The organism is Candidatus Latescibacterota bacterium, assembly GCA_020633725.1.
Classification (GTDB): domain Bacteria; phylum Krumholzibacteriota; class Krumholzibacteriia; order JACNKJ01; family JACNKJ01; genus VGXI01.
This window is the reverse complement of sequence record JACKDC010000003.1, coordinates 318,787-341,228: the sequence shown is the minus strand read 5'-3', so window position 1 is coordinate 341,228 and position 22,442 is coordinate 318,787. Positions and strand designations below refer to the sequence as shown.

Sequence of the window (22,442 nt, the reverse complement as noted above, 5' to 3'; positions counted from 1 at the left end):
CTAGCTGCCCTCCCCGACGCTGACGGTGTCCGGCGCCGCCGCCGCGTTCGCGCCGCCGGTGGCCGGCGCCGTGGGCTGCGGTCCGCGTCCCAGGCGCTGCAGGTAGCCGATGAGGGCCACCAGCTCCGAGTCGTCGGCGATGTTCACGCCCTGCGAACTCAGGTCCGCGGTGATGATGCCCGCCTGGCTCAGCGCGGTCGCCTTCGCCGACGCGATGTCCGCCTCCGTGTAGGGGACGCCCAGCCTGCTCAGCGTCTCCATCTTGTGGCCCGTGCCCGCGAAGTCCACCGTGCCGGTCTTGAGCCACGCGTAGCTCGGCATGTTCGAGCCGGGCGACGTGGACCGCGGATCCTGCATGTGCAGGTAGTGCCAGAGATTCGCGTACTTGCCGCCCTCGCGGTGGAGGTCCGGGCCCGTGCGCTTGGAGCCCCACTGGAAGGGATGGTCGTAGATGAACTCCTCCATCCGCGAGTAGTCGCCGTAGCGCAGCGTCTCGTGGCGGAAGGGGCGGATCATCTGGCTGTGGCAGACGTAGCAGCCCTCGCGCACGTAGAGGTCGCGTCCCTCCAGTTCCAGCGGGCTGTAGGGCTGCTGGATGTGGGGGTTGGCCGCCAGCGCCGCGGCGTCCGTGGGCACCTGCTTCGAGATGACCACCGTCGGGATGATCTCCACGATGCCGCCCACCAGGATGGCCAGCAGCACCAGCACCGTGAAGGCCATGGAGTTCGCCTCGGTGAGGCGGTGCCAGCTGACGCTGGAGCCGCTGCGCGTCCCGAAGGTGAGGATCGCCGCGATCGCGACCACCACGAGGCCCGCGAGCGTGAGCGCGCTCGTGATGACGCCGGAGATGCCCAGCAGGACCGCGAGGACGATCACCACGGCCGAGTAGACCACCGGCGCGCCGAAGAGCAGACGCCAGGTGTTGGGCTTGGCGTCGGTGAGGGCGGGGACCGTCACCTCGTAAGTGGCCTTGCTGCCCTGGCGGATCGTCATCACGTAGTTCACGATCGCGAGCAGGTAACTCAGGAAGTAGAGCGTGCCGCCGATCAGGCGCATCTGGTACATGAAGCGGCTGGCCAGCAGTCCCTCGACGAAGTCGGGGTACTTGAGGAAGCCGTCCGCGTCGAGCGCGCGCCAGAAGAGACCCTGGCTGACGCCGCTGATCCACATGGCCACGACGTAGAGCAGGATGCCGAGCGTCGCGAGCCAGAAGTGCGTCTCGGCGAGACGCTTGCTCCAGAGCTCCGTCTTCCACAGGCGCGGGACGAGCCAGTAGAGCATGCCGAAGGTCAGGAAGCCGTTCCAGCCCAGCGCGCCCCCGTGGACGTGGCCGATGATCCAGTCCGTGTAGTGACCCAGCGCGCTGACGCTCTTGATCGAGAGCAGCGGCCCCTCGAAGGTGGACATGCCGTAGAAGGTCACGGCCACCACGAAGAACTTGACCACCGGGTCGGTGCGCAGCTTGTCCCAGGCGCCGCGCAGGGTGAGCAGGCCGTTGAGCATGCCGCCCCAGGAAGGCGCCCAGAGCATGACGCTGAAGACCATGCCCAGCGTCTGCGCCCAGTCGGGCAGCGCGGTGTAGAGCAGGTGGTGCGGGCCCGCCCAGATGTAGATGAAGACCAGCGACCAGAAGTGGACCACCGACAGCCGGTAGGAGTAGACCGGCCGCTCCACGCTCTTCGGGATGAAGTAGTACATGATGCCGAGCATGGGCGTCGTCAGGAAGAAGGCCACGGCGTTGTGCCCGTACCACCACTGCACCAGGGCGTCCTGGACGCCGGCGTAGATGGGGTAGCTGTGCAGGAAGCTGTCGGGCAGCTGGAGGCTGTTGACGATGTGGAGCACCGCGATCGTCACGATGGTGGCGATGTAGAACCACAGCGCCACGTAGAGGTTCTTCTCGTTGCGTCGGGCGATGGTCCAGAAGAAGTTCACCGCGAAGACCACCCAGATCACCGCGATCGCGATGTCGATGGGCCAGATCAGCTCGGCGTACTCCTTGCCCTGCGTCAGGCCGAAGGGCAGCGTGAGCGCCGCGCTCACGATGATGAGCTGCCAGCCCCAGAAGTTCAGCCAGCTCAGGACGCCCGACGCCATGCGCGCCTTGAGGAGACGCTGCGTGGAGTAGTAGACGCCCGCGAACATCATGTTGCCCACGAAGGCGAAGATCGCCGCGTTCGTGTGCAGCGGCCGCAGGCGGCTGAAGGTCAGCCACTTGAGCCCGAAGTTCGCCTGCCAGAACGAGAGCTGGCTGGCGATGAGCACGCCCACCAGAAAGGCCACCGCGCCCCAGACGATGGTCGCGATGGAGAATGCCCGGACGATGTCGTCGTCGTAGACGACCGTCCGAGTTTGGACCTTATCCGATGCCATTGGAGACTCCTCCCTCCTTGTCATGTGCCGGGTCCGCTGTGATCGCGGTCTTGACGTTCGTCTCACGGGCCACTTCGCCGCCGCCGGCGGTCTGCAGCCGGTCCTCCCTGAGCGGGAGGAGGGACAGCCGCTCGCCGTGGTCGAAGTCGCCCTCGCGCAGTCGCATGAAGAAGAAGACGAGCCCGAGCGCGACGAGCACCAGGCTCACGAAGACGAGGCCGATCACGACATCCATGCCAGCCTCCGTCCCGACAGGCGCCAGGCGGTGAGCGTGACCACGCCCACCGAACTGAGCGGCATGAGGATCGCCGCCACCACCGGGCTCACCAGCCCCGCGAAGCAGAGCGCCACGGCGGCCAGGTTGTAGACGGCCGCCAGGATCAGATTGTCCCGCACCACACGGCGCAGGCGGCCGGCGGCCTCGAGCGCGCGGCGCAGGGCGGCGATGCCGTCGCCCAGGAAGAAGAAGTCCGCCTTGCCGGGCAGCACGGGCCGGTCCACGGCGGGCGTCGCGGCGCAGAGCGCGGCCTCGAAGCTGGGGCTGTCGTTGATGCCGTCGCCGACCATCAGGGTGTCGTGCGCGTCCAGCGCGCGGACCCGCGCGGCCTTGGCCTCGGGGTCGAGCCCGCCGAGGGCGTTCGCGGCGGGGATGCCCAGGGCCGCGGCGGCGCTGTCGACCTTGCCCTGCGCGTCGCCGCTCAGCAGGTGCAGCGCGTAGCCCCGCCCGGCGAGGAGGGCCAGCTCGGCGGCGGCGTCGGCCTTGAAGTGCTCCTGGAAGCGGAAGGTGGCGATGCGCGCGCCGTCACGCGTGAACCAGGTCTCGCCCTCGGCGCCCTCGCCGCGGCCGAGGCGCAGCTCGCCGTCCTCGCGCGGCCAGCGCAGGCCCTGGCCGGGCGTCTCCATCATGCCCTCGGGGGACAGCTCGGCGGCCGACGTCCCGCCCAGGGGCGCGAGCGCCGCGGCAAGGCTGCGGCTCACGGGGTGATTGCTCCGCGAGCACATGGCCAGCAGCAGCGACTGCTCCTCGGCGGGCAGCGCCCAGAGCGCCTTGCGGGACTCGGGCTCGAGCTCGAGTCGGTCCAGGGTGAGCGTGCCGGTCTTGTCGAGCAGCACCTTCCTCACGCGCAGGGCCTTCTCCATGAAGCTGCCCGTGCGCAGGAAGACGCCCCGCCGCCGCAGCGCGCCGTAGATCAGCTCCTCGGCCAGCGGCGTGGCCAGGCCGAGCGCGCAGGGGCAGGTGACGACGAGGACGGCCACCGTCACCTCCATCGCCCGCCGCAGATCGCCCGCCAGCAGCGCCCAGGCGGCGAAGCCCAGCCCCGCGAGCAGCAGCACCACGGTGACGTAGACGCTGCTCACCCGGTGCCACCAGCGCGGGCGGAAGCTCTCCTTGCCGCTGCTGCGCAGCAGGGCGTCCAGGCGCGAGTCGGCGAAGTCCTGCGTGGCGGTGACGACGTATCCCTGACGATCACAGTTGAAGGCGCCGGCGGGGATCGTGTCGCCGGGCCGATAGGCGACGGCGTCCGACTCGCCGGTGATCCAGTCGAGCGACGCCTCGGCCGGGTTGCGCAGCAGCACGCCGTCCACGGGCTGGAGGTCGCCGGGGGCGATCCACAGTTCGTCGCCCAGGGCGATCTCCGTGGCGGCCACGGCCTCCAGGCGATCCCCGCGCCGCCGCTTGGCGGTGATCAGCTCGGCGCCGCTGTCGGCCAGCAGCGCGTTGCGGTTCCGCTCGAGGATGCGCTCCTGCGCCCAGCGACCCACGAGCATCAGCGCGACGAAGCCCGTGAGGCTGTCGAAGTAGGCCGCCCGCGGGCCCTGGGTGAAGTAGGCGTAGACCGACCCGGCCCAGGCCAGCAGCATGCCCAGCGAGATGGGCAGGTCCAGGTGCGCCACGCGCCGCCGCAGGCCGGCCACCGCGCCCCGGAAGAAGACCGGCCCGCCCACCACGAGCGCCGCGGTGGCGAGCAGCAGGTTGAGGCGTCCGAAGAAGACGTAGAGCGCCCCGTCCACCGGCGCGAGGCCGAAGTAGTAGCTGATGCTGAACATCATCACGTTCAGCGCGAGCGCGATGGCCGCGGCCATGCGCAGCAGCAGCGCGCGCGAACGCGGCGCGGCCTGCTTGCGCGAGGGGCCGAGCCGGTAGCCGAAGCGTTCCACCTCGGCCAGGTAGTCCTTGAGCTCGCCGCGCGCGGGATCCCAGAGCAGGTCCACGGTGCCCAGGCTGGGGTTGATGCGCAGGTCGAGGCCGCCGGCCTCGCGCTGGAAGAGCTCCTCGAGCAGCCAGACGCAGGCGGCGCAGTGCACGCCCTGGATGTCCAGGCTGAGGCGCAGGGGGCCTTCGACGTCGCCGCGCTCCTCGAGCAGGCGATCGAGCCAGGCGAAGCTGTCGGGCCGCAGCGTGCTGGCCGGCGCCTGCGGACCCTGGCGGAGATCGTAGTAGCGCTCGAGGCCCTCGCCGTGGATCAGCGCGTAGACGCTGCGGCAGCCGCGGCAGCAGAAGGGGCCGTCCTCCTCGCGCCAGCCGCTCCCCAGGGGACTCTCGCAGTGCAGGCAGCGCCCCTCGGCGAGCGCGCGCTCCCAGGCCGCCCGCGCCTCCTCGCTGGGCGGCGCGTCGACGCCGGGCAGCGGGCAGGCGCTGAGGGCCGCCTCGGTCGCGTTGGGCGCGGGCGTCGAGCGATCCCGTGCGGAAGCGGGCATTGGGGCCTCGTGAGCGACCGAGGACGGGCTCCTGCTGCCCGACCCCGCGTGAGCGCAAGTCCTTCAACTGAAGCGGGTGACGGCAGCACAATAGACCGGAAGGCAGCAGGAATCAATATGGGAAAAAGGATAGGGATATTTGAAACCGCGCTAACCTGACGTGGGGCATGCGACTCTAGTAGACGACGAACTCGCCCCAGCGCAGATGGGGGATCCACGCGAACGCGGCGGCTCCGCGCAGCAGGAGCTGGACGCCGATGAGCAGCACCAGCAGCGCCGAGAGACGGTTGAAGCGGGCCTGCAGCCGCGGGCTCAGGCGGCCGGCGCCCAGCCCCAGGGCCAGCAGCACGGGCAGGGTGCCCGCCCCGAAGAGCAGCATCGCCGCCGCGCCGCGCCAGGGTCCGGCCGCGGCCATGGAGCCCAGCGCCACCGCGTAGACCGGCCCGCAGGGCAGGAAGCCGTTGGCCACGCCGAGGAGCAGGCGGCGTCCCGGGCCCCGCCGCCGCAGGAGCCCACGGAAGCCCGACGTCACCGCCCTCGCCAGGCGCGCGCTCTCCACCCAGCGCCGCGTGGGCAGCCAGCCCGCGAGACCCAGCCCCAGCAGCGCCATCGCGAGCCCCACGGCCAGCGACAGCCCGCCGCGCAGCCACTGGCCCTGCCCCGCGAGTTGCGTCGCCGAGCCCACCAGGCCGAGGGCGAAGCCGATCAGCCCGTAGGCGCCGATGCGTCCGAGGTGGTAGACGAGAAAGGCCGGCAGCAGACGGCCGAGGCCGCCGCCGCGCTCGCTCTCGGCCACGGCCACCGCGCCCACCAGCGGGCCGCACATGCCGATGCAGTGGCCGAGGCTGATCGTCAGCCCGGTGCCGAGGAGCAGCCAGGGATCGAAGCTGCGGACCGCGGGCATGAGCGTCGGGCTGCAGCAGGAATCCGCGAGCAGGGTCAGCATCGTCCCGTCACCTCACCGTCGCCGCGGGCCTAGAGTTCCTTGTGCGCGCCGTCGCAGAAGGGCACGCCGCCCGTCCGCTTGCACTGGCAGAGGGCGACCTTCTTGGGCTCGTCGGTGGTGAAGATGAAGGGCCGGAAGGGCGTCGACTTGTGGGCGCCGTCGCAGAAGGGCTGGTTCTTGGACTCGCCGCAGGCGCACCAGGCGTGCGTGCCGGCGGGCAGGTCCATGACGGCGGGACGCTTCTCGGCGATCTTCGGGTCGGCCATGCGCTCTCCTTTGGATGGCGGTGATCGTTCGCTCGACGCAGTGTGCGACGATCCGCGCCGCGAGGCAAGGGGGGCCTGCCGTCCAGGCTGTCCTTGAAGCGCGCGCCGCCGTGGTCTAGCTTGGCCCATCCGCCAGGGTGGCGGCGCCGCGAGCAAGGAGGCGGTCCTGGGCGCTCCCTCTCCAACCAAGATGTCGCGCGTGCCGCGGGGCGTCTTCCTCAAGGCGGCGCTGCTGCCGCTGCTCGTGCTGGTCTTCTTCCTCTTCGGGCGCAGCCTGGGGCTGGGCACGGGGCTGGGCGAGCTGCGCGAGTGGATCGCGCAGCACGGGGTGCTGGGCGGGGCGGTCTTCCTGGGGCTCTTCGCGCTGGTGGGGGTGTCGGCGCTGCCCGGCCTGCCGCTCACGCTGGCGGCGGGCGCGCTCTTCGGCACGCTGCAGGGGCTGGTGCTCGCGAGCGTCGGCACCACGCTGGGGGCGGCGCTGGCCTTTCTGCTGGCGCGTCACCTGGCGCGGGACTACCTGCGTCACCGCCTGGGCCATCGCCGCGTGTTCAAGGTGGTGGAGCGCTGGACGGCCGAGCGCGGTGCGCTGGCGGTGGCGCTCACGCGGCTCTTTCCCATCTTTCCCTACAGCCTGCTGAACTTCGCCTTCGGGCTGACGCAGGTGGGCTTCTGGACCTACCTGTTCTGGTCCTGGCTCACCATGCTGCCCGGCCACCTCTTCTACGTCGCCGGCAGCGACGCGCTCGCCCAGGGGATCTCCAGCGGCAAGGTGCCCTGGCCGCTGGTGCTGCTGGCCGCGGCGGTGCTGGTCTTCCTCGGGCTGCTCGTGCCCTGGGCGCGCCGCCGCCTGCGCGAGGGGCCGGGCGGTCCCGAGCCGGACACGGACGAGGAACCCGCGGCCCGCTGAAGGCCCCTCACCTCCCGCAAGGAGCGCCCATGCGCCAGCCCCTGCCCGACGCCGCGGCCATCGCCGCCCTGCCGCCGGATGGCGGTCCCGAGTTCAACCGCCTGATCTTCGCGTCGAGTCCCTACCTGCGCCAGCACGCGCGCAATCCCGTGGACTGGCGGCCCTGGGGCGAGGAGGCCCTCGCCGCGGCGCGCGCCGCGGATCGACCCCTCTTCCTCTCCGTGGGCTACTCCACCTGCCACTGGTGCCACGTGATGGAGCACGAGTCCTTCGAGGACGCGGAGGTGGCCGCGCTGCTGAACGCCGGATTCGTCTGCGTGAAGGTGGACCGGGAGGAGCGCCCCGACCTCGACGCGGTCTACATGACCGCCACGCAGCTCTTCACCGGCCGCGGCGGCTGGCCCAACTCGCTCTGGCTCACGCCCGACGGCCGCCCCTGGTTCGCCGGCACCTACTTCCCGCGCGAGGACCGCGGGCCGCGGCAGCCGGGCTTCCTGACGCTGCTCGCCTGGCTGCGCCAGCTCTGGGACGAGCGCCGCGACGAGGTGGAGAAGCAGGCCGACGCGATCGTCGCGGCCGTCGCCCAGGCCACCGCGCTGCCGGCCGGCGCCGAGGCGCCGCCCGCGCTCTCCCGCGCCCTGGTGGACGACGCGCTCGTGGCACTGGCGCGCGACGTCGATCATGCACACGGGGGTTTTTCGGGCGCGCCCAAGTTCCCGCCACACCAGGCGCTGGCCCTGCTGCTGGACGAGCACGCGCGCAGCGGTCGCGCGGACCTGCTCGCCCTCGTGGTGGACACCCTCGACGGCATGGCCCGCGGGGGCATCCACGATCACGTGGGCGGCGGCTTCCACCGCTACAGCACCGACGCGCGCTGGTTTCTGCCCCACTTCGAGAAGATGCTCTACGACAACGCGCAGCTGCTGCCCGTGTATGCGCGGGCCTCGCGCGCCGCGGGGCGTGAAGACCTCGCCGACGTGGCGCGGGGCATCGCGCGCTGGCTGCTCGAGGACATGCGCGACGAGACCGGCGGCTTCCACGCCGCCCTCGACGCCGACAGCGAGGGCGAGGAGGGCCGCTTCTACCTGTGGACCGAGGCCGAGCTGGCGGAGCAGCTGGGCGCGGACGAGGGCGCGCTCGTGGCGCGCGTGCACGGCTGCGTGCCCGGCGGCAACTACGCCGAGGAGGCCACGGGGCGGCGGAGCGGCGGGAACATCCTCTACCTGCCCCGGACGATCGATGACGCCGCCGCGGCCGAGGGGCTCGCGCCCGCCGCGCTGCGGCAGCGGCTGGCCGACGCGCATGCGCGGCTGCGCGCGGCGCGGGCGCGGCGCGTCTGGCCCGAGCGCGACGACAAGGTGCTCGCCGCCTGGAACGGCCTGGCCATCGCGGGACTTGCGCGGGCGGGAGCGCTGCTGGGCGAGGCGGAGTGGGTCTTCGCCGCGGCGGAGGCGGCGGGGTTCGTGCTGGGCGCCATGCGCGCGGACGGCCGCCTGCTCCGCAGCTGGCGCGACGGCGCCGCCCAGCTGCCGGCCTACCTCGACGACCACGCCGCCCTCGGCCTGGGCCTGCTGGAGCTGCACGCGGCGACGGGCGACTCGCGCTGGCTCGCCGAGGCGCGCGCGCTGGCCGACGCGCTGCTCGCGGACTTCGCCGCGCCCGACGGCGGGTTCTACTTCACCGGCGACATCCACGAGTCGCTGCTCGCGCGCGGCCGCGATCCCTTCGACGCGGCGCTGCCCTCGGGCAACGGCCTCGCCGCCCAGCTCTTGCTGCGCCTGGCGCAGACGGCCGGCGAATCCCGCTACCAGGACGCCGCCCGGCGCACCCTCGAGGCCTTCGCCGCGCCCATGGACCGCGCGCCGCGCGGCACCTGCACGCTCATCGCCGCCCTTGCCGAGCATCTCGCCGGCGAGGGCCAGGGTCCCGGCCTGCCGCCGCTCGCCGGCGCGGACGGCCCGCCGGCGGACAGCCTGCACCGCCCGCCGCTCTGGGTGGAGCTGTACACCGACCGAACGACCGTTCGTGCGGGCGCGTCGGTCGCTGTCACCGTGCGCGTTGCGATCGACAACGGCTGGCAGCTCGGCGGCGACGAACTCGCCGGCCTGGCCCTGCGCCTCGAGGGCGAGGCGGAGGGGCTGGCGCTCGACCTGCCCGCCCCCGGGGGCGGGTCGTCGGCGCCGCTCACCGGAGAGCAGCTGCTGCGCGGCGCGCTGCAGGTGGCGCCGGACGCGCCGCCCGGCCCGCGGCTGCTGCGCCTGCGTCTCGACTACCAGGCCTGCGACGACTCGCGCTGCCTCGCGCCGGCGGCCCTCGGCCTGCGCGCGGAGATCACCGTGGAACCCCAGGGGGGTTCCGGAGCGCCAAGTCCCTGATTTTCAGCGCCTTGACGGCGGCGCGCCCGCTGCCCTTCTTCGGGGTGTCCCGAGCCAAGGAGTGACGTCATGAGTCAAGTGACCGAGAAGGCCGTTCTCGACGCGCTGCGCATGGTGGAAGATCCCGACCTGCGCAAGGACATCGTCAGCCTCGGCTTCGTGAAGGATCTCGCGATCAAGGGCGGCGACGTGCGCTTCACCATCGAGCTCACCACGCCCGCCTGTCCGGTGAAGGACATGATGAAGAACGCCGCCATCAACGCGGTGAGCGAGATTCCGGGCGTGACGTCGGTGGACGTCAACATGACCGCGCAGGTGCGCGGGCCCCAGTCGGGGGGCGCGCCGGCAGGTCCCGGGCATCTGCCCGGCATCGCGCACATCGTGCCGGTGGCCAGCGGCAAGGGCGGCGTGGGCAAGAGCACCGTGTCGGCCAACCTGGCCGTGGCGCTGGCGGCGCAGGGCGCGCGGGTGGGCCTGATGGACGCGGACATCTACGGACCGAGCATTCCGGCGATCATGGGCATCACGACGGCGCCGCAGGTGTCGGGCGGGCGCATCCTGCCCGTGGAGCAGTACGGCGTGAAGGTGATCTCCATGGGCTTCTTCATCGAGGAGAAGCAGGCCGTGGTCTGGCGCGGGCCCATGCTGGCCAAGGCGCTGGACGAGTTCCTCGGCAACGTGGAGTGGGGCGAACTCGACTACCTGATCATCGACCTGCCGCCCGGCACGGGCGACGTGCAGCTCAGCCTGTGCCAGAAGCTCGCGCTGACCGGCGCGGTGGTGGTGTCGACGCCGCAGGACGTGGCGCTCAAGGTGGCGCAGAAGGCGATCACGCTCTTCGAGATGCTGAAGACGCCCGTGCTCGGCCTCGTGGAGAACATGAGCTACTACGTCTGCAAGCACTGCGGCGAGCGCGACGACATCTTCGGCAACGGCGGCACGCGCCGCGCGGCCGAGGAGCTGGGCCTGGCCTTCCTGGGCGACCTGCCCCTGGCCACGGCGATCCGCGAGCACTGCGACGCGGGCCGGCCCAGCGCGGTGGACGCCGACAGCCCCGCCGGCCAGGCCTTCCGCACGGTGGCCGAGCAGCTCGCGGCGCAGATCAGCATCCGGACGCTCAGCGGAGAGCTGGGGGGGAAGATCGAGCTCTCCTTCTAGGCGCGGGGCTGGCCTTCTCGCAGATCTTCCGATATAATGGTGGCCTTCGGGTCGGCGATTCGCGCTCGACCGGCACTCGGGAGGTCCCCATGCTCCGTCCCTGCGCCGGCCGCCTTGGCGTGGCCATGTTCGCGCTGCTCCTGCTCGCGCTGCCCGCCAGCGCACAGCCTCAGTTCCACTACGCCTGGGGGCATCCCGCGCCCCAGGGCGACACCGTCTACGGCTTCGCCTTCAGCGACGCGCAGCACGGCTGGGCCGTCTGTGGCGGCGGGGGTGTGCTGGCCACCGTCGACGGCGGCGCGAGCTGGCAGTTCGTCGGCTTCGTGCCGGGCAACCCGCACCTCTACGACGTGCTGCTGCGCGGCGACGGCGCGCTCGTGGCCGTGGGCGAAGGCGACGCGCTCTTCGTGAGCGCCGATGGCGGCGCCACCTGGAGCACCCCCGTGCACGACGCCCCCGCCGGCCTGCGCGATCTCGCCACGGTGCCGGGCGGCGGACTCTCCGCCTGCGGCGAGCAGGGCGCGCTGCTGCTCTCGGCCGACGGCGGTTTCACGTGGACGTCCATCGGCCCGCCCACGACGGACGACCTCTGGTACGTCCACTGGACCTCGAGCCAGGACGTCTTCGTCACCAGCGAGGACGGCGCCTGGCGCAGCCCGGACGCGGGCGTCACCTGGATCAACGTCGTCTCGGGCCACTTCTTCGGCATCCACGAGGTCTTCTTCACCGACGCGCTCCACGGCCGGATGACCGCCGACTTCACCACCTGGACCTCGGACGACGGCGGCGTCACCTGGGTCGAGGACTTCAATCCGGTGAATCCGGTCTACCGCTACCGCACGCTCCCTCTCACGGCGACCCACTGGCTGCTGGTGACGGACATCGAGGGCGGCGAGCTGTGGGAGACCCTCGACGGCGGCGTCACCTGGGACTGGCACTTCTTCCGCAACCTGCGCGGCTTCCCCTGCCTCGTGCAGGCGCCGGGCGGGCGCGTGTTCTTCGGTTCGGACGCGGGGGACATCTACTACACCGACGACCTCGGGCAGACGGTGGTCAACGCCGCGGAGAACCTGACCGACGCCGCGCCCAGCGCGCCCATGACCGACTTCGTGCGCCGTCCCGACGGCGTGCTCTTCGCCTCGAACCAGCCCAACTCCACCGGTCAGCCCCAGGGCTGGCTCCGCAGCGACGACGGCGGCCACCACTGGACGGTGCCCGCCGACCGGCCGGACTTTCGCTGGGTCGTGGATGGCAAGTTCGTCGACAGTGACCACGGCGTTGTCGGCTCCGACCAGAACATCGCCTGGACCGACAACGGCGGCGACAGCTGGCAGGAAACGCTGTTGCCGGGTGCGCACCGCGTCTGGCGCTTCGCGCTGCCCGCCGCGGACCGGTTCTTCGTAAGCACCTGGAACTCGTCGGGCGGCGGAGGGCTCTTCCGCAGCGGCGACGGCGGCCAGTCCTGGACGCAGGTCACCGGCGTCGGCCTGCCGGCCAGCTTCATGGGTGGCGCGCTCGGCTTCGCCGACGCGCAGCACGGCTGGCTCTCCATGCGCGTGGGGACGCTCGGACGGCTCTATCGCACGCTGGACGGCGGCGCGAGCTGGAGCCTGCTCGGGGCCAGCGGGCTCGGCGACTACGTCGACGACTTCCACTGGTTCGACGCGCAGACCGGCCTCGCCGGCGGCCGCCTCGACGGCAGCGCCGGCGTCTGGCGCACCGTGGACGGCGGCGCGACCTGGACCCGGGTGGACACGGCGATCACCAGCAACCTGGTCTTCCGCGACTCGCTGCGCGGCGTGGCCTTCTACGGCGAGTATCAGTCGATGCGCTTCACCGACGACGGCGGACTCACCTGGCACGCCTTCGTCTCGCCCTTCGACGGCGGCCTCCCCGATCTTCCGGACGGCCACGGCGCCGCGGCCGCGCCCACGGCCGAGGGCTGGGTGATCGGCGGCTCCAACAATCGCATCATCGTCGCGGTGGACGAAACCCTCACCGCCGTGCCGCCTGTCGCTGCGGACGCGGCGCCGGGACCGTCCGCGCGGCTCGCCGGCAGCTTCCCGAACCCCTTCAACCCGTCGACGCTGCTGCGCGTGCGCGCGCTGCGCGGCGGCGTGGCCCGCCTGGCCATCCACGACGCCACGGGCCGGCAGCTCCGCGTGCTGCTCGACGCGCGCCTCGAGGCCGGCGAAACCCGCGAACTGCGCTGGGACGGCCGCGACGCGGCAGGCCGCGCGCTGGCCAGCGGCGTCTACCTGGCCCGCCTCGAAAGCGACGGCGGCGTGGACGGCGAGAAACTGCTGCTCCTGAAGTAGCGCTCACTCATCCTGCACCCGGGAGGAACCCCATGCTTCGTCTTCGCGTCGCCCTGGTCGCCGCACTGCTGCTGCTCGCGCTGCCCGCGGGCGCGCAGCCCGTCTTCCACTACTCCTGGGGGCATGCGTCGCCCCAGGGCAACACCGTCTTCGGCTACGCCTTCAGCGATGCGCAGAACGGCTGGGCCGTCTGCGGCGGCGGCGGCGTGCTGGCGACCACCGACGGCGGCGAGAGCTGGCAGCTGATCGCCACCCTGCCCGGCGAGCCGCATCTCTACGACGTCCGGCTGCGCGGCGACGGCGCCCTGCTCGCCGTGGGCGAGGGCGCGGCGCTCTATCTGTCCACGGACGGCGGCCTGACCTGGAGCCCGGTGGCCAACAGCGCGCCGGGCGCGCTGCGGGACCTCACGGCCGTCCCCGGGGGCGGCCTGTCGGCCTGCGGCGAGCAGGGCGCGCTGTTGCTGTCCAGCGACGGCGGCTTCACCTGGAGCGACATCGGTCCCGGCGGCGTGGACGCGCTGCGCTATCACGCGTGGACGTCGGCGCAGGACTGCTTCGTCGTGACCGACGACGGCGCGCTCCGCACGCCGGACGCCGGCGCCACCTGGATCACGCTGGTCTCGAACCGGCCCTTCGGCATGAACGACGTCTTCTTCACCGACGCCACGCACGGCTACCTCGTCGAGGACTTCACCACGTTCACGAGCGTCGACGGCGGCCTCAGCTGGACCGAGCACTTCAACCCCACGCCGCCGCTCTACCGCTACCGGCACCTGGCGCTTTCACCCACGCACTGGTTGCTGGCCGTCGCGATCGAGGGCGGCGAGCTCTGGGAGACCACCGACGCGGGCGTCACCTGGACGCAGCACGTCAACCGCAACGTGCGCGGCTTTCCCAGCCTCTACCAGGCGCCGGGCGGACGCGTCTTCTTCGGCTCCGACGCCGGCGATCTCTACTACACGGACGACCTGGGGCAGACGGTCGTCAACGCCGCGGACAACCAGACCGACGACACGCCCTACGCCGACATGAACTTCTTCATGCGCCGCCCCGACGGCACGCTCTTCGCCGCGAACCAGCCCACCAGCGCCAGCGACCCCCAGGGCTGGCTACGCAGCGACGACGGCGGCTACCACTGGGCGGCGCTCGTCGACCCGCCGAACTTCCGCTGGGCCAGTGACGGCAAGTTCTTCGACAGTGACCACGGCGTTGTCGGTTCCTACCAGAACATCGCCTGGACCGACAACGGCGGTGACACCTGGCAGGAAACGCTGTTGCCGGGTGACAACCGCGTTTCCCGCTTCGCGCTGCCCGCCGCGCACCGCTACTTCGTGAGCACCTGGACCGCCGCCGGCGGTGGGGGCATCTTCCGCAGCGACGATGGTGGCCAGACCTGGAGCCCCGTCGCAGGCGGACTGCCGGCGAGCTTCAGCGCCGGGGGCCTGGCCTTCGCCGACGCCCAGCACGGCTGGGTGTCCTTCCGCCAGGGCTCGATCGGTCGCATGTACCGCAGCGTGGACGGCGGCGACACCTGGTCGCCGGTGGCCGCGGCGGGCCTTGGCGACTTCGTCGACGACCTCTACTGGGTCGACAACCTGGAAGGCCTGGCCGCCGGCCGCACCCTCGACTGCACCGGCATCTTCCGCACGGTCGACGGCGGCGAGAACTGGACCCAGGTCAACCCGAACCGCGCCAACCGCCTCGTCTTCCGCGACCCGATGCACGGCGCCGGGCTCTTTGGCTACTACGAGCCGCTGCGCTTCACCGACGACGGCGGCCAGACCTGGCACGCCGTGCAGCCGCCCTTCGACAACGGCCTGCCCACCTTGGGCGACGGCTACACCCACGCCGCGGCGCCCACGGCCGAGGGCTGGGTCTTCGGCGGCGGCAACAACCGGATCATCGTGGCGGTCGACGAGACCCTCACCGCCGTGCCGCCCTCCGCCGCAGGCGCGACGCCGGGGCCCGCGGCTCGAATCGACGGGAGCTTTCCCAACCCCTTCAACCCGAGCACGCTGCTGCGCGTGCGCGCCCTGCGCGACGGCGTGGCCCGCCTGGCGATCCACGACGCCACGGGCCGCCAGCTCCGTGTGCTGCTCGACGCGCGCCTCGAGGCCGGCGAAACCCGTGAACTGCGCTGGGACGGCCGCGACACGGCAGGCCACGCGCTGGCGAGCGGCCTCTACCTGGCCCGCCTCGAGAGCGACGGTGGGGTGGACGGGAAGAAGCTGCTCCTGCTCAAGTAGCGCTGCACTCTCGTTCAGAGCACGACTTCGGGCCCGGCGACCACGCGTCGCCGGGCTTTCTGTTGCACGGCTTTTCACCCGCCCCCGGGGGCGGGTAGAGAGAGCCCCGCACCTGCCTGATTTGACCGGCTGTCGCGGCGCGCGGAGTTTCGAGTCCCCATGGTGCTTGCCCCAGGAAAGTGCTGTGGAAGGCTTGCGCTAGATACCAATGTATAGTATCATGCGAAGGCCGTCAAGGGCGGCAAGCTCAGATCGCCGCAGAATCTTCCAGCGAACTGGACACCCGCCCCCGGGGGCGAGCAGGACATCGGTGTCAGGAATCCGACCGCGGCGAACCCACGCCTTGCGGCCGGCGCGGCTGCGCCTACCTTCGAGTCACACGAGCGTAGGAGAGCGCATGGCCCAGCAGGTTGGCAACACGCCCAAGAGCATCCGCCGTCATGGCGAGCACGACGTGGAGATCGTCTGGGCCGACGGCCACACGAGCCTCTACCCGGCGCGCTACCTGCGCCTGAACTGCCGCTGCGCGGTCTGCGTGGACGAGGTCAGCGGCGTGCCCCTGCTGGACCCGGCCAGCGTGCCGGAGGACGTCCACCCCGTGAGCCTGCAGCTCGTGGGGCGCTACGCCGTGCAGCCGATCTTCAGCGACGGGCACGGCACGGGGATCTTCAGCTTCGACCACCTCAGGGCGATCTGCCCCTGCCCCGATTGCCAGGGGCGGGCCTGAGCGCGATTCCGGTCCGCGGCAGGTGAATTCCGCTGACTTGCGCCTGCATTCCTGCTAAGATTGTCCCATATCCGCTAAACCGGTCCGCTGCCGCGGGCCGGGTGTGTTCTCCATGCCCTTCAGGAGGAATCCATGACGCGCCTCCGCTTGATCCTGGCCGCCGCGCTGCTCCTGCTCGTCAGCGCCCAGGCCTACGCCCTGGTGCCCCGCACCGTCGTGGCGGAGATGATCTCTGCCACCTGGTGAGTGTACTGTCCGCGTGCATACGCAGGCCTGGCCGTGATGTCGGGCCGTTATGACGGTACTGAGTTCAATTCCATTCGCTACCTGAGCAACTCGAGCGGCGGCCTGGGCAGTTGCCCTGACGGCCTCGCCCGCATCTCGTACTACGGCGCCAGCGCGTTCCCGACCCTCGTCTGGCAGGGCACCAATGTCCTGGTGGGCGCGGGCACGGACGTGATCGACGGCGGTCCGTACGACGCGATCGTCCAGTCCATGCTCCCCGACGCCACGCCCTGGGTGGTGGAGATCACGGACTTCGACCTCGGCGTGAGCCCCTACGTGACCACGCGCATCGCCCTCGAGGACGATGTCGCCGACATCACCGGGCACGTCGTGCACGTCTGCCTGATCGAGAACGATTGCCTGTACTCCGGCGACTACGAGCAGGATGTGCTGCGCGACATCGTGGACGACATCGCGATCACGATCGACGGCAACGGCCAGGAGCAGACCCACACGGCGAACTTCACGCTGGATCCGAGCTGGAACACGGCCAACATGCGCATCATCGCCTTCCTGCAGCGTGACTCGGACAAGGTCATCCTGCAGTCGTGCAACTCCGTGCCCACGGGCCCGTACGCGTTCCGCTACTACTCGCTCGGCGAGCGCGTGGTGGTGGACAGCGGCAGCCACCAGTTCGACGAGTTCGCGCTGTTCAACATGGGCGACTCCTCCGACACCTACGACCTGGCCCTCGACACGAGCGGCATGCCCGGCGACTGGAACGCCTACTTCACCGACGGCGTGAACAACTACACGTCGCTGCCGGTGAACCTGGCGGCCGGCGCCCGCGCGAGCTTCAACGTGGTCGTGGAGACCGGCTCGAGCGGTGGCGGCGCGGTAGCGCTCACGATCCACAGCCAGGGTGACGGCACCGATCGTCAGGTGAAGTACTCGGTCATCACCGCCGACACGGAGATCTTGCTGGTGGACGACGACGGCGCCGAGAGCTTCGAGAGCGATTACTACGGGCCGGCGCTGGACACGACGGGCCGCAGCTACGCGATCTGGGACCGCGGCAGCGCCGCGCTGAGCGCGGGCATCCTGTCGAACTTCAGCGTCGTGGTCTGGGACGTCGGCTTCGCCTTCCCCACCCTCGATGACGCCGATCGCGCGGCGCTCGGCGCCTACCTCGACGGTGGCGGCGCGCTGTTCATCAGCGGTCAGGACGTGGGCTGGGACAGCAACGACCAGGGCGGTGCGGCGCTGGTCTGGTACCACGACTACCTGCACGCGAACTTCGTCGCCGACGACACCAACGACTACACGATCGACGGTGTGGCGGGCGACTTCATCACCGATGGCCTGGACCTCGTGATCCAGGGCGGCGATGGAGCCAACAACCAGGATTACCCGGATGCCATCGCGCCTCGTGACGCGGCGGCCCACACGATCCTGACCTATAGCACGACCTACAACGCCGGCATCGCCGTGGACACGCCGGTCTACCGCGTCGTCTACCTGGGCTTCGGCTTCGAGGCCATCGACAACGCGGCGGATCGCGCGCAGCTCATGCAGAAGTCGGTGCTCTGGCTTCAGCGCGACCTCACGGACACGCCGGACGGACCGGTGCCCGTGGCTCTGCGCCTGGACCAGAACCAGCCGAATCCCTTCAACCCGAAGACCGTCATCCGCTACGCCCTGCCCAGCGCGGGCGACGCGAACCTGTCGGTCTATGACGCGTCGGGTCGTCACCTGCGCGTGCTGATCGACGGCCCGCAGGCCGCCGGTCAGAACGAGGTTGTCTGGGACGGCAAGGACGACGCCGGCAATACGCTGCCGTCGGGCGTCTACTTCTACAGTCTGCGCAGCGCGGAGGCGCAGCAGACGAGGAAGATGCTGCTTCTGAAGTGACGCAGTCGCGTGTCCTCTCGCGCGCCGCTTCGAAGGCGCGCGACCCGGACACGCGCCTGCTCGCGGGCAGAGCGCTCGGCCAAAGCGATCGCTCGCTCGCGTGAAGAATGTGAGGGGGAGCCCAGTGGCTCCCCCTTTTCTTGTTGGTGGACGAAGGGTGGCTTGCTCCGGGTCGGCGATGCATCTATGCTGGTGGAGCGAGGAGGTGGAGGATGAACCTGCGGAGATTGCTCGGTGTCGTGATCGCGACGTGCGCGCTGGCGCTTCTTGCCCGCTCTGCGCCTGCCGAACTCGTCACCTTCCAATACCACGACGGCCAGCCGGCCTATCCGCTTTCGGGGCTCAACGAGCACTATCTGGCAGGTTCGTTCATGTACCCCATTCAGCCTGCTTCGGGCATCTGGTACATTCCCGAGTTTTCGTTCTACCATGGGGGCGACTACCCTGATTCAGGGCAGTACTACGAGGTCTGGCTTTGTGCTCGACTCGAGTCCGAGGACCTTTACGCCCTCGGTACTTCCCTGGGCGTGTTCACCACGACCTGCAATGACTGCTGGGAACATCTGAGCTTCGGGAACATCCCCTGGAACTTCCCCTCGGATGAAGATGAAAGCGTGGGGATCTTCGTCCGGCCACTCTCGGGGAGCTATGTGCAACCTGCTCCGGTGCTATGGGGGGATGCCGCCGTTGACCATGAGCACATCTCCGTAGTCTTCGACTACTACGAGACCGAGCCGCGAAATGGCGATCGCGATCACATCGCCAACCCGGAGTATATGAGTGATTTCGGCCTCGGCGAGATCCTGCTCACGGTGACCGTTTCGCTGGACGAGATCGTCGCCGTGGAGCCCACGAGCTGGTCGGCGATCAAGAGCCTCTACTAGTAGCCGCCCGCGGCGATTTTCTTTGCCCGCCCCCAGCGGATCAATTAGACTTCACTCGCCACCCACCTGCCGCGACGGTCGGGAACGCTCACCTCGACCTGATGCGGTTGCATGATACCGGAGCTCGTCTCAGCCCTCGGAGAGGGCCGTCTCCTTGGTCGCCGGCATTCCCCGGCAGGCGGCCGTCATGCCCCCATGAGAAAAACGCGTCTCGTATAGAACTGCTCAACGCTCACTTGGAGGGTGACATGAAGCGATTCACCGTCATTGCCCTCGCGACGGCGTTGGTGCTGGTGATGGCCGCCTCCGCGATGGCTCGTCCGACCGGGCCCGCGGAGCGCATCTACCAGCGCCTGGGCTCGGAGGTCCTGCGCGATCAGGCCGCTCAGCCCAACGTCAGCGTCCGCGAGGACACGCTTTTCCTCTTTGCCGCTTCCGGAGATGGCTCCTTCGGCTCGCCGGGGACCGATGATCGCGGCTTTACCTTCGACTACAACGGCGACTGCGCCGCAGCCGGCTGGTATGGTCACGACAAGACGTCCCAGGAGGGCAACTGGTGGCATCTGGAGGACGCCCACATCGTCGATGGCCACGCCACCGACATGTCCGGCGCCGGCCAGCCCTGGACGCCCGGCGGCGGCCCGAACGACTACGCCTTCTGGTGCGGTCGTCAGGACGTCTGCGGCTGGGCCCACAGCGACGGCTACGGCAACAACTGGGACCAGTATCTCGTCATCGAGAGCGCCGACTTCGCCGACAGCCTGAATCTCAACTTCGTGATGAACGGCTACTACGAAGGCGACGTCTGGGATCACTTCCAGGTCTTCATCGACGTGGATGGAGTCAACGAAGAGATCTACGACAACCAGAACTCCGCCGAGGCCGTGCTGGTGCAGGTCAACTTGACCGTGCTGGCGACGGACTTCCCCGGCGGCACCTTCGGCGACCTGACGCTGCGCTTCTCGACGGACGGCGCCTGGTCTGACGAGGACGGCCTGTTCACGTCGGACATCGGCGCGGTCTGGATCGACAACGTCGAGCTGGTGCGCGACGACGTCACGATCTTCCAGTACGACTTCGAAGACGGCATCGCGCCGACGGAGTTCACGCCCACCGCGCCTCCCGGCGTGGGCGACTTCGCCGACCTGTACCAGGGCCTGTTCACCGAGGACATCTGCGTGACCAACGTGACCTGCGCCTGGGCCTTCTTCGACCTGAACACGACCAACCCGGAATACCCCATTCCCGTCACGATCTACGGCCCGCCCTACCTGGACAACGACGTCCGCAGCCCGGTGCTCGAGAGCGCGCACCCGGCCGGCGATCCCAGCGGGCAGTCGGTGGTCGTCTCCGCGGACACCCAGGTCTGGCTGACCTACTGGGTCTACTACGACCTGCCGCAGAACGCCCTGATCTATCAGAGCTGGGGCGTGGCGGCGCAGGTCGTGGGCAGCCCCTGCCTCGGCGTCTACAAGAACGACAACACCGTCTACTTCGGCGACGACAAGCAGTGGTTCGACACCCAGTGGAACGTCACGCAGTACGTGGCCGAGTCCGCCCAGGGCGGCACGGTCAACGGCATCGGCGTGGCGCTGAACGCCGTGGACATGTGCCCGTTCTGGTGCAACACGAACGGTGACGGCACCGGCCACACGCCGGCGCCCTACTTCGACGTGGTGCGCGTGATGCTCATCAACGCCTCGGCCGTGGCCTGGGACGTGAGCACGTTCGACCGCTTCCAGGACAACTTCCCCGAGGCGGGCACGGGCAAGGTGCGCATCGACAGCTGCAACGACGTGGGTCCCATCGCGGGCAGCACCGTGGTGATCGGCGACTCGACGATGGTCGAGCTCAACATGGACCTGCTCGGCGGCATCAAGACCACCTTCAACGGCGACGCCGGCGAAAACCGGCCGGAGTTCTACCTCTGGTTCCGCGTTCCCAGCGGACCGCACGCCGGCACGCCGGTGGCGGCCATGGCGGACCCGGACGGCAGCGACGGAATCTTCTCGCCCTGGACCGGCCTCCAGTCCTTCGCGGGCGAGTCGTGGGGTACGATGCAGGCCGACTCGGCCGTGACGCAGGGGAACATCACGCTGGGCAAGTACGCGTTCGACTTCGCGGACAACTACTTCGAGCCCGGCGACGTGATCGAGTTCTTCTATCGCGCCGAGGCCGTGGACGGGACCATTTCCACGCGGCCGGCCTGGGCGATGTCCACCGACCCGGCGCTGCGCAGCACCTACGTCGTGCGCTGTCTGCCCACCGCGGGCGCCAGCATGCTGTTCTGCGACGACGCCAACGGCGCCTACTTCTGGTGGGACGAAGCCTTCCGCTACAACGGATACACCGGCTACGACACCTACCTGACCCAGGCGCCGAGTTCGGGTCTGGAGAACGGCCTCGGCGGCCGCGCCGAGATCGGTGACCTCGACCAGTACGACGTGATCGTGTGGGACAGCGGCGGCGTGCCGAGCGGTGCCATCACCACGGCGGCCGACGACAAGACCCACGACGACGAGCTCCTGACCGACTTCATGGAGAACTCGACGCACGACACGTACCTGTGGGTGATGGGCGACCTCATCGCCAACGACCTGGGCAACGGCGAGCCGTTCCTGTCGGACGTGCTGGGCGCGAGCCTCCTGTCGGCCACCCAGTACTACGACGACTTCACCGGCAACCTGGTGCCCAAGACCGTGGCCACGCATCCGGCGCTGGAAGTCGGCGGCCTGACGCCCTACTTCTGGGTGGACGGCGGCTGCCCCAGCCTGGACAACTTCTCGGCCGTCGCGCCGAGCGGCAACCCGCTCAGCGTGGAGAGCCACGCGTGGGAGGATGACGGCGGCACCGCGATGGTGGCCGGCATCTTCAACCGCGACCCGGACGGCAACGGCCTGGCCACCAGCGCCGGCGGACACCTGAACCACGTGCTGTTCAATCCGTTCAGCTACGTGCGCGTCCGCGACGCCGGCTTCGGCCTGGGCAACAACTTCGACTACGCGCGGAGGATGGTGGGCGACGTGCTCTCCAACCTCTTCAGCTACCAGCCCAACACGTCGCCGGATGGTGTGGACACCGTGCCCGCCCACTCGGCGCTGCGGGGCAACTACCCGAACCCCTTCAATCCAACGACCACGATCAAGTTCGCCCTCGCGACGAACGAGCACGTGCACCTGAACGTCTACGACCTGAGCGGCCGTCTGGTCCGCACGCTCGTTGACGAGCCCATGGTGGCGGCGGATCACGAAGTCCTGTGGGATGGCAAGGACCAGGGCGGCAGCCGTGCGGCCAGCGGCGTGTACTTCTACAAGCTGACGGCCGGCGACTTCACCGCCACGGAGAAGATGGTGCTCCTGAAGTAGCGAGCTTGTGTCCTCTCGCGCCCCGCTTCGAAGGGGCGCGA

The 22,442-nt window shown here is 70.2% G+C and carries 14 protein-coding genes; 9 read left to right on the top strand and 5 right to left on the bottom strand.

From position 1 onward, the window contains the following. From ccoN to H6693_08735, 5 genes are all read right to left on the bottom strand, one after another. Window positions 1-2,373, bottom strand: a complete 2,373-nt coding sequence (gene ccoN / locus H6693_08755) for a cytochrome-c oxidase, cbb3-type subunit I (protein MCB9516273.1) — start codon at window positions 2,371-2,373, stop codon at window positions 1-3. Next, window positions 2,360-2,608: a cbb3-type cytochrome oxidase assembly protein gene (locus tag H6693_08750; protein ID MCB9516272.1), complete on the bottom strand. Its 249-nt coding sequence runs from the start codon at window positions 2,606-2,608 to the stop codon at window positions 2,360-2,362. The genes ccoN and H6693_08750 overlap by 14 nt, the downstream gene beginning before the upstream one ends. After that, a complete protein-coding gene (locus H6693_08745) occupies window positions 2,596-5,073 on the bottom strand; it encodes a heavy metal translocating P-type ATPase (protein ID MCB9516271.1) in 2,478 nt (825 codons plus the stop codon). The genes H6693_08750 and H6693_08745 overlap by 13 nt, the downstream gene beginning before the upstream one ends. A 175-nt stretch (window positions 5,074-5,248) precedes the next feature. Beyond that, a complete protein-coding gene (locus H6693_08740; GenBank protein MCB9516270.1) occupies window positions 5,249-6,019 on the bottom strand; it encodes a sulfite exporter TauE/SafE family protein in 771 nt (256 codons plus the stop codon). A 29-nt stretch (window positions 6,020-6,048) separates the two neighbouring features. Further along, a complete protein-coding gene (locus H6693_08735) occupies window positions 6,049-6,285 on the bottom strand; it encodes a CDGSH iron-sulfur domain-containing protein (protein MCB9516269.1) in 237 nt (78 codons plus the stop codon). 190 nt (window positions 6,286-6,475) lie between these two features. On the opposite strand from H6693_08735, the gene H6693_08730 reads away from it, so the two are divergent. The 9 genes from H6693_08730 (at window position 6,476) to H6693_08690 (ending at window position 22,401) form a co-directional block, all read left to right on the top strand. Next, window positions 6,476-7,192, top strand: a complete 717-nt coding sequence (locus H6693_08730; protein ID MCB9516268.1) for a TVP38/TMEM64 family protein — start codon at window positions 6,476-6,478, stop codon at window positions 7,190-7,192. 29 nt (window positions 7,193-7,221) lie between these two features. Continuing rightward, entirely contained in the window at window positions 7,222-9,567 is a 2,346-nt protein-coding gene (locus H6693_08725; GenBank protein MCB9516267.1) for a thioredoxin domain-containing protein, read from the top strand. A 69-nt stretch (window positions 9,568-9,636) separates the two neighbouring features. Further along, a complete protein-coding gene (locus H6693_08720; protein MCB9516266.1) occupies window positions 9,637-10,725 on the top strand; it encodes an Mrp/NBP35 family ATP-binding protein in 1,089 nt (362 codons plus the stop codon). A gap of 89 nt (window positions 10,726-10,814) precedes the next feature. Next, the gene (locus H6693_08715) at window positions 10,815-13,043 is read left to right on the top strand and encodes a hypothetical protein (protein ID MCB9516265.1); all 2,229 of its coding nucleotides are present in this window, start codon (window positions 10,815-10,817) and stop codon (window positions 13,041-13,043) included. Window positions 13,044-13,075: 32 nt separating this feature from the next. Further along, on the top strand, window positions 13,076-15,289 hold the full coding sequence (locus H6693_08710) for a hypothetical protein (GenBank protein MCB9516264.1): 2,214 nt from the start codon (window positions 13,076-13,078) through the stop codon (window positions 15,287-15,289). Between the two features lie 397 nt (window positions 15,290-15,686). Continuing rightward, the gene (locus tag H6693_08705) at window positions 15,687-16,016 is read left to right on the top strand and encodes a DUF971 domain-containing protein (protein MCB9516263.1); all 330 of its coding nucleotides are present in this window, start codon (window positions 15,687-15,689) and stop codon (window positions 16,014-16,016) included. A gap of 282 nt (window positions 16,017-16,298) precedes the next feature. Next, the gene (locus H6693_08700) at window positions 16,299-18,152 is read left to right on the top strand and encodes a T9SS type A sorting domain-containing protein (GenBank protein ID MCB9516262.1); all 1,854 of its coding nucleotides are present in this window, start codon (window positions 16,299-16,301) and stop codon (window positions 18,150-18,152) included. Window positions 18,153-18,364: 212 nt separating this feature from the next. After that, window positions 18,365-19,036 carry a hypothetical protein gene (locus tag H6693_08695; protein ID MCB9516261.1) on the top strand — a complete coding sequence of 224 codons (672 nt, stop codon included), beginning with the start codon at window positions 18,365-18,367 and terminating at the stop codon, window positions 19,034-19,036. A gap of 248 nt (window positions 19,037-19,284) precedes the next feature. Further along, on the top strand, window positions 19,285-22,401 hold the full coding sequence (locus H6693_08690) for a T9SS type A sorting domain-containing protein (protein MCB9516260.1): 3,117 nt from the start codon (window positions 19,285-19,287) through the stop codon (window positions 22,399-22,401). Window positions 22,402-22,442: the final 41 nt, after the last annotated feature.

Bases quoted from the DNA above. Each gene is read 5' to 3' on its own strand.
- H6693_08745 (MCB9516271.1), bottom strand. From the start codon at position 5,073: ATGCCCGCTTCCGCACGGGATCGCTCGACGCCCGCGCCCAACGCGACC.
- H6693_08695 (MCB9516261.1), top strand. From the start codon at position 18,365: ATGAACCTGCGGAGATTGCTCGGTGTCGTGATCGCGACGTGCGCGCTG.
- ccoN (MCB9516273.1), bottom strand. From the start codon at position 2,373: ATGGCATCGGATAAGGTCCAAACTCGGACGGTCGTCTACGACGACGAC.
- H6693_08710 (MCB9516264.1), top strand. From the start codon at position 13,076: ATGCTTCGTCTTCGCGTCGCCCTGGTCGCCGCACTGCTGCTGCTCGCG.
- H6693_08705 (MCB9516263.1), top strand. From the start codon at position 15,687: ATGGCCCAGCAGGTTGGCAACACGCCCAAGAGCATCCGCCGTCATGGC.
- H6693_08700 (MCB9516262.1), top strand. From the start codon at position 16,299: ATGTCGGGCCGTTATGACGGTACTGAGTTCAATTCCATTCGCTACCTG.
- H6693_08725 (MCB9516267.1), top strand. From the start codon at position 7,222: ATGCGCCAGCCCCTGCCCGACGCCGCGGCCATCGCCGCCCTGCCGCCG.
- H6693_08735 (MCB9516269.1), bottom strand. From the start codon at position 6,285: ATGGCCGACCCGAAGATCGCCGAGAAGCGTCCCGCCGTCATGGACCTG.
- H6693_08720 (MCB9516266.1), top strand. From the start codon at position 9,637: ATGAGTCAAGTGACCGAGAAGGCCGTTCTCGACGCGCTGCGCATGGTG.
- H6693_08690 (MCB9516260.1), top strand. From the start codon at position 19,285: ATGAAGCGATTCACCGTCATTGCCCTCGCGACGGCGTTGGTGCTGGTG.
- H6693_08730 (MCB9516268.1), top strand. From the start codon at position 6,476: ATGTCGCGCGTGCCGCGGGGCGTCTTCCTCAAGGCGGCGCTGCTGCCG.
- H6693_08750 (MCB9516272.1), bottom strand. From the start codon at position 2,608: ATGGATGTCGTGATCGGCCTCGTCTTCGTGAGCCTGGTGCTCGTCGCG.
- H6693_08715 (MCB9516265.1), top strand. From the start codon at position 10,815: ATGCTCCGTCCCTGCGCCGGCCGCCTTGGCGTGGCCATGTTCGCGCTG.
- H6693_08740 (MCB9516270.1), bottom strand. From the start codon at position 6,019: ATGCTGACCCTGCTCGCGGATTCCTGCTGCAGCCCGACGCTCATGCCC.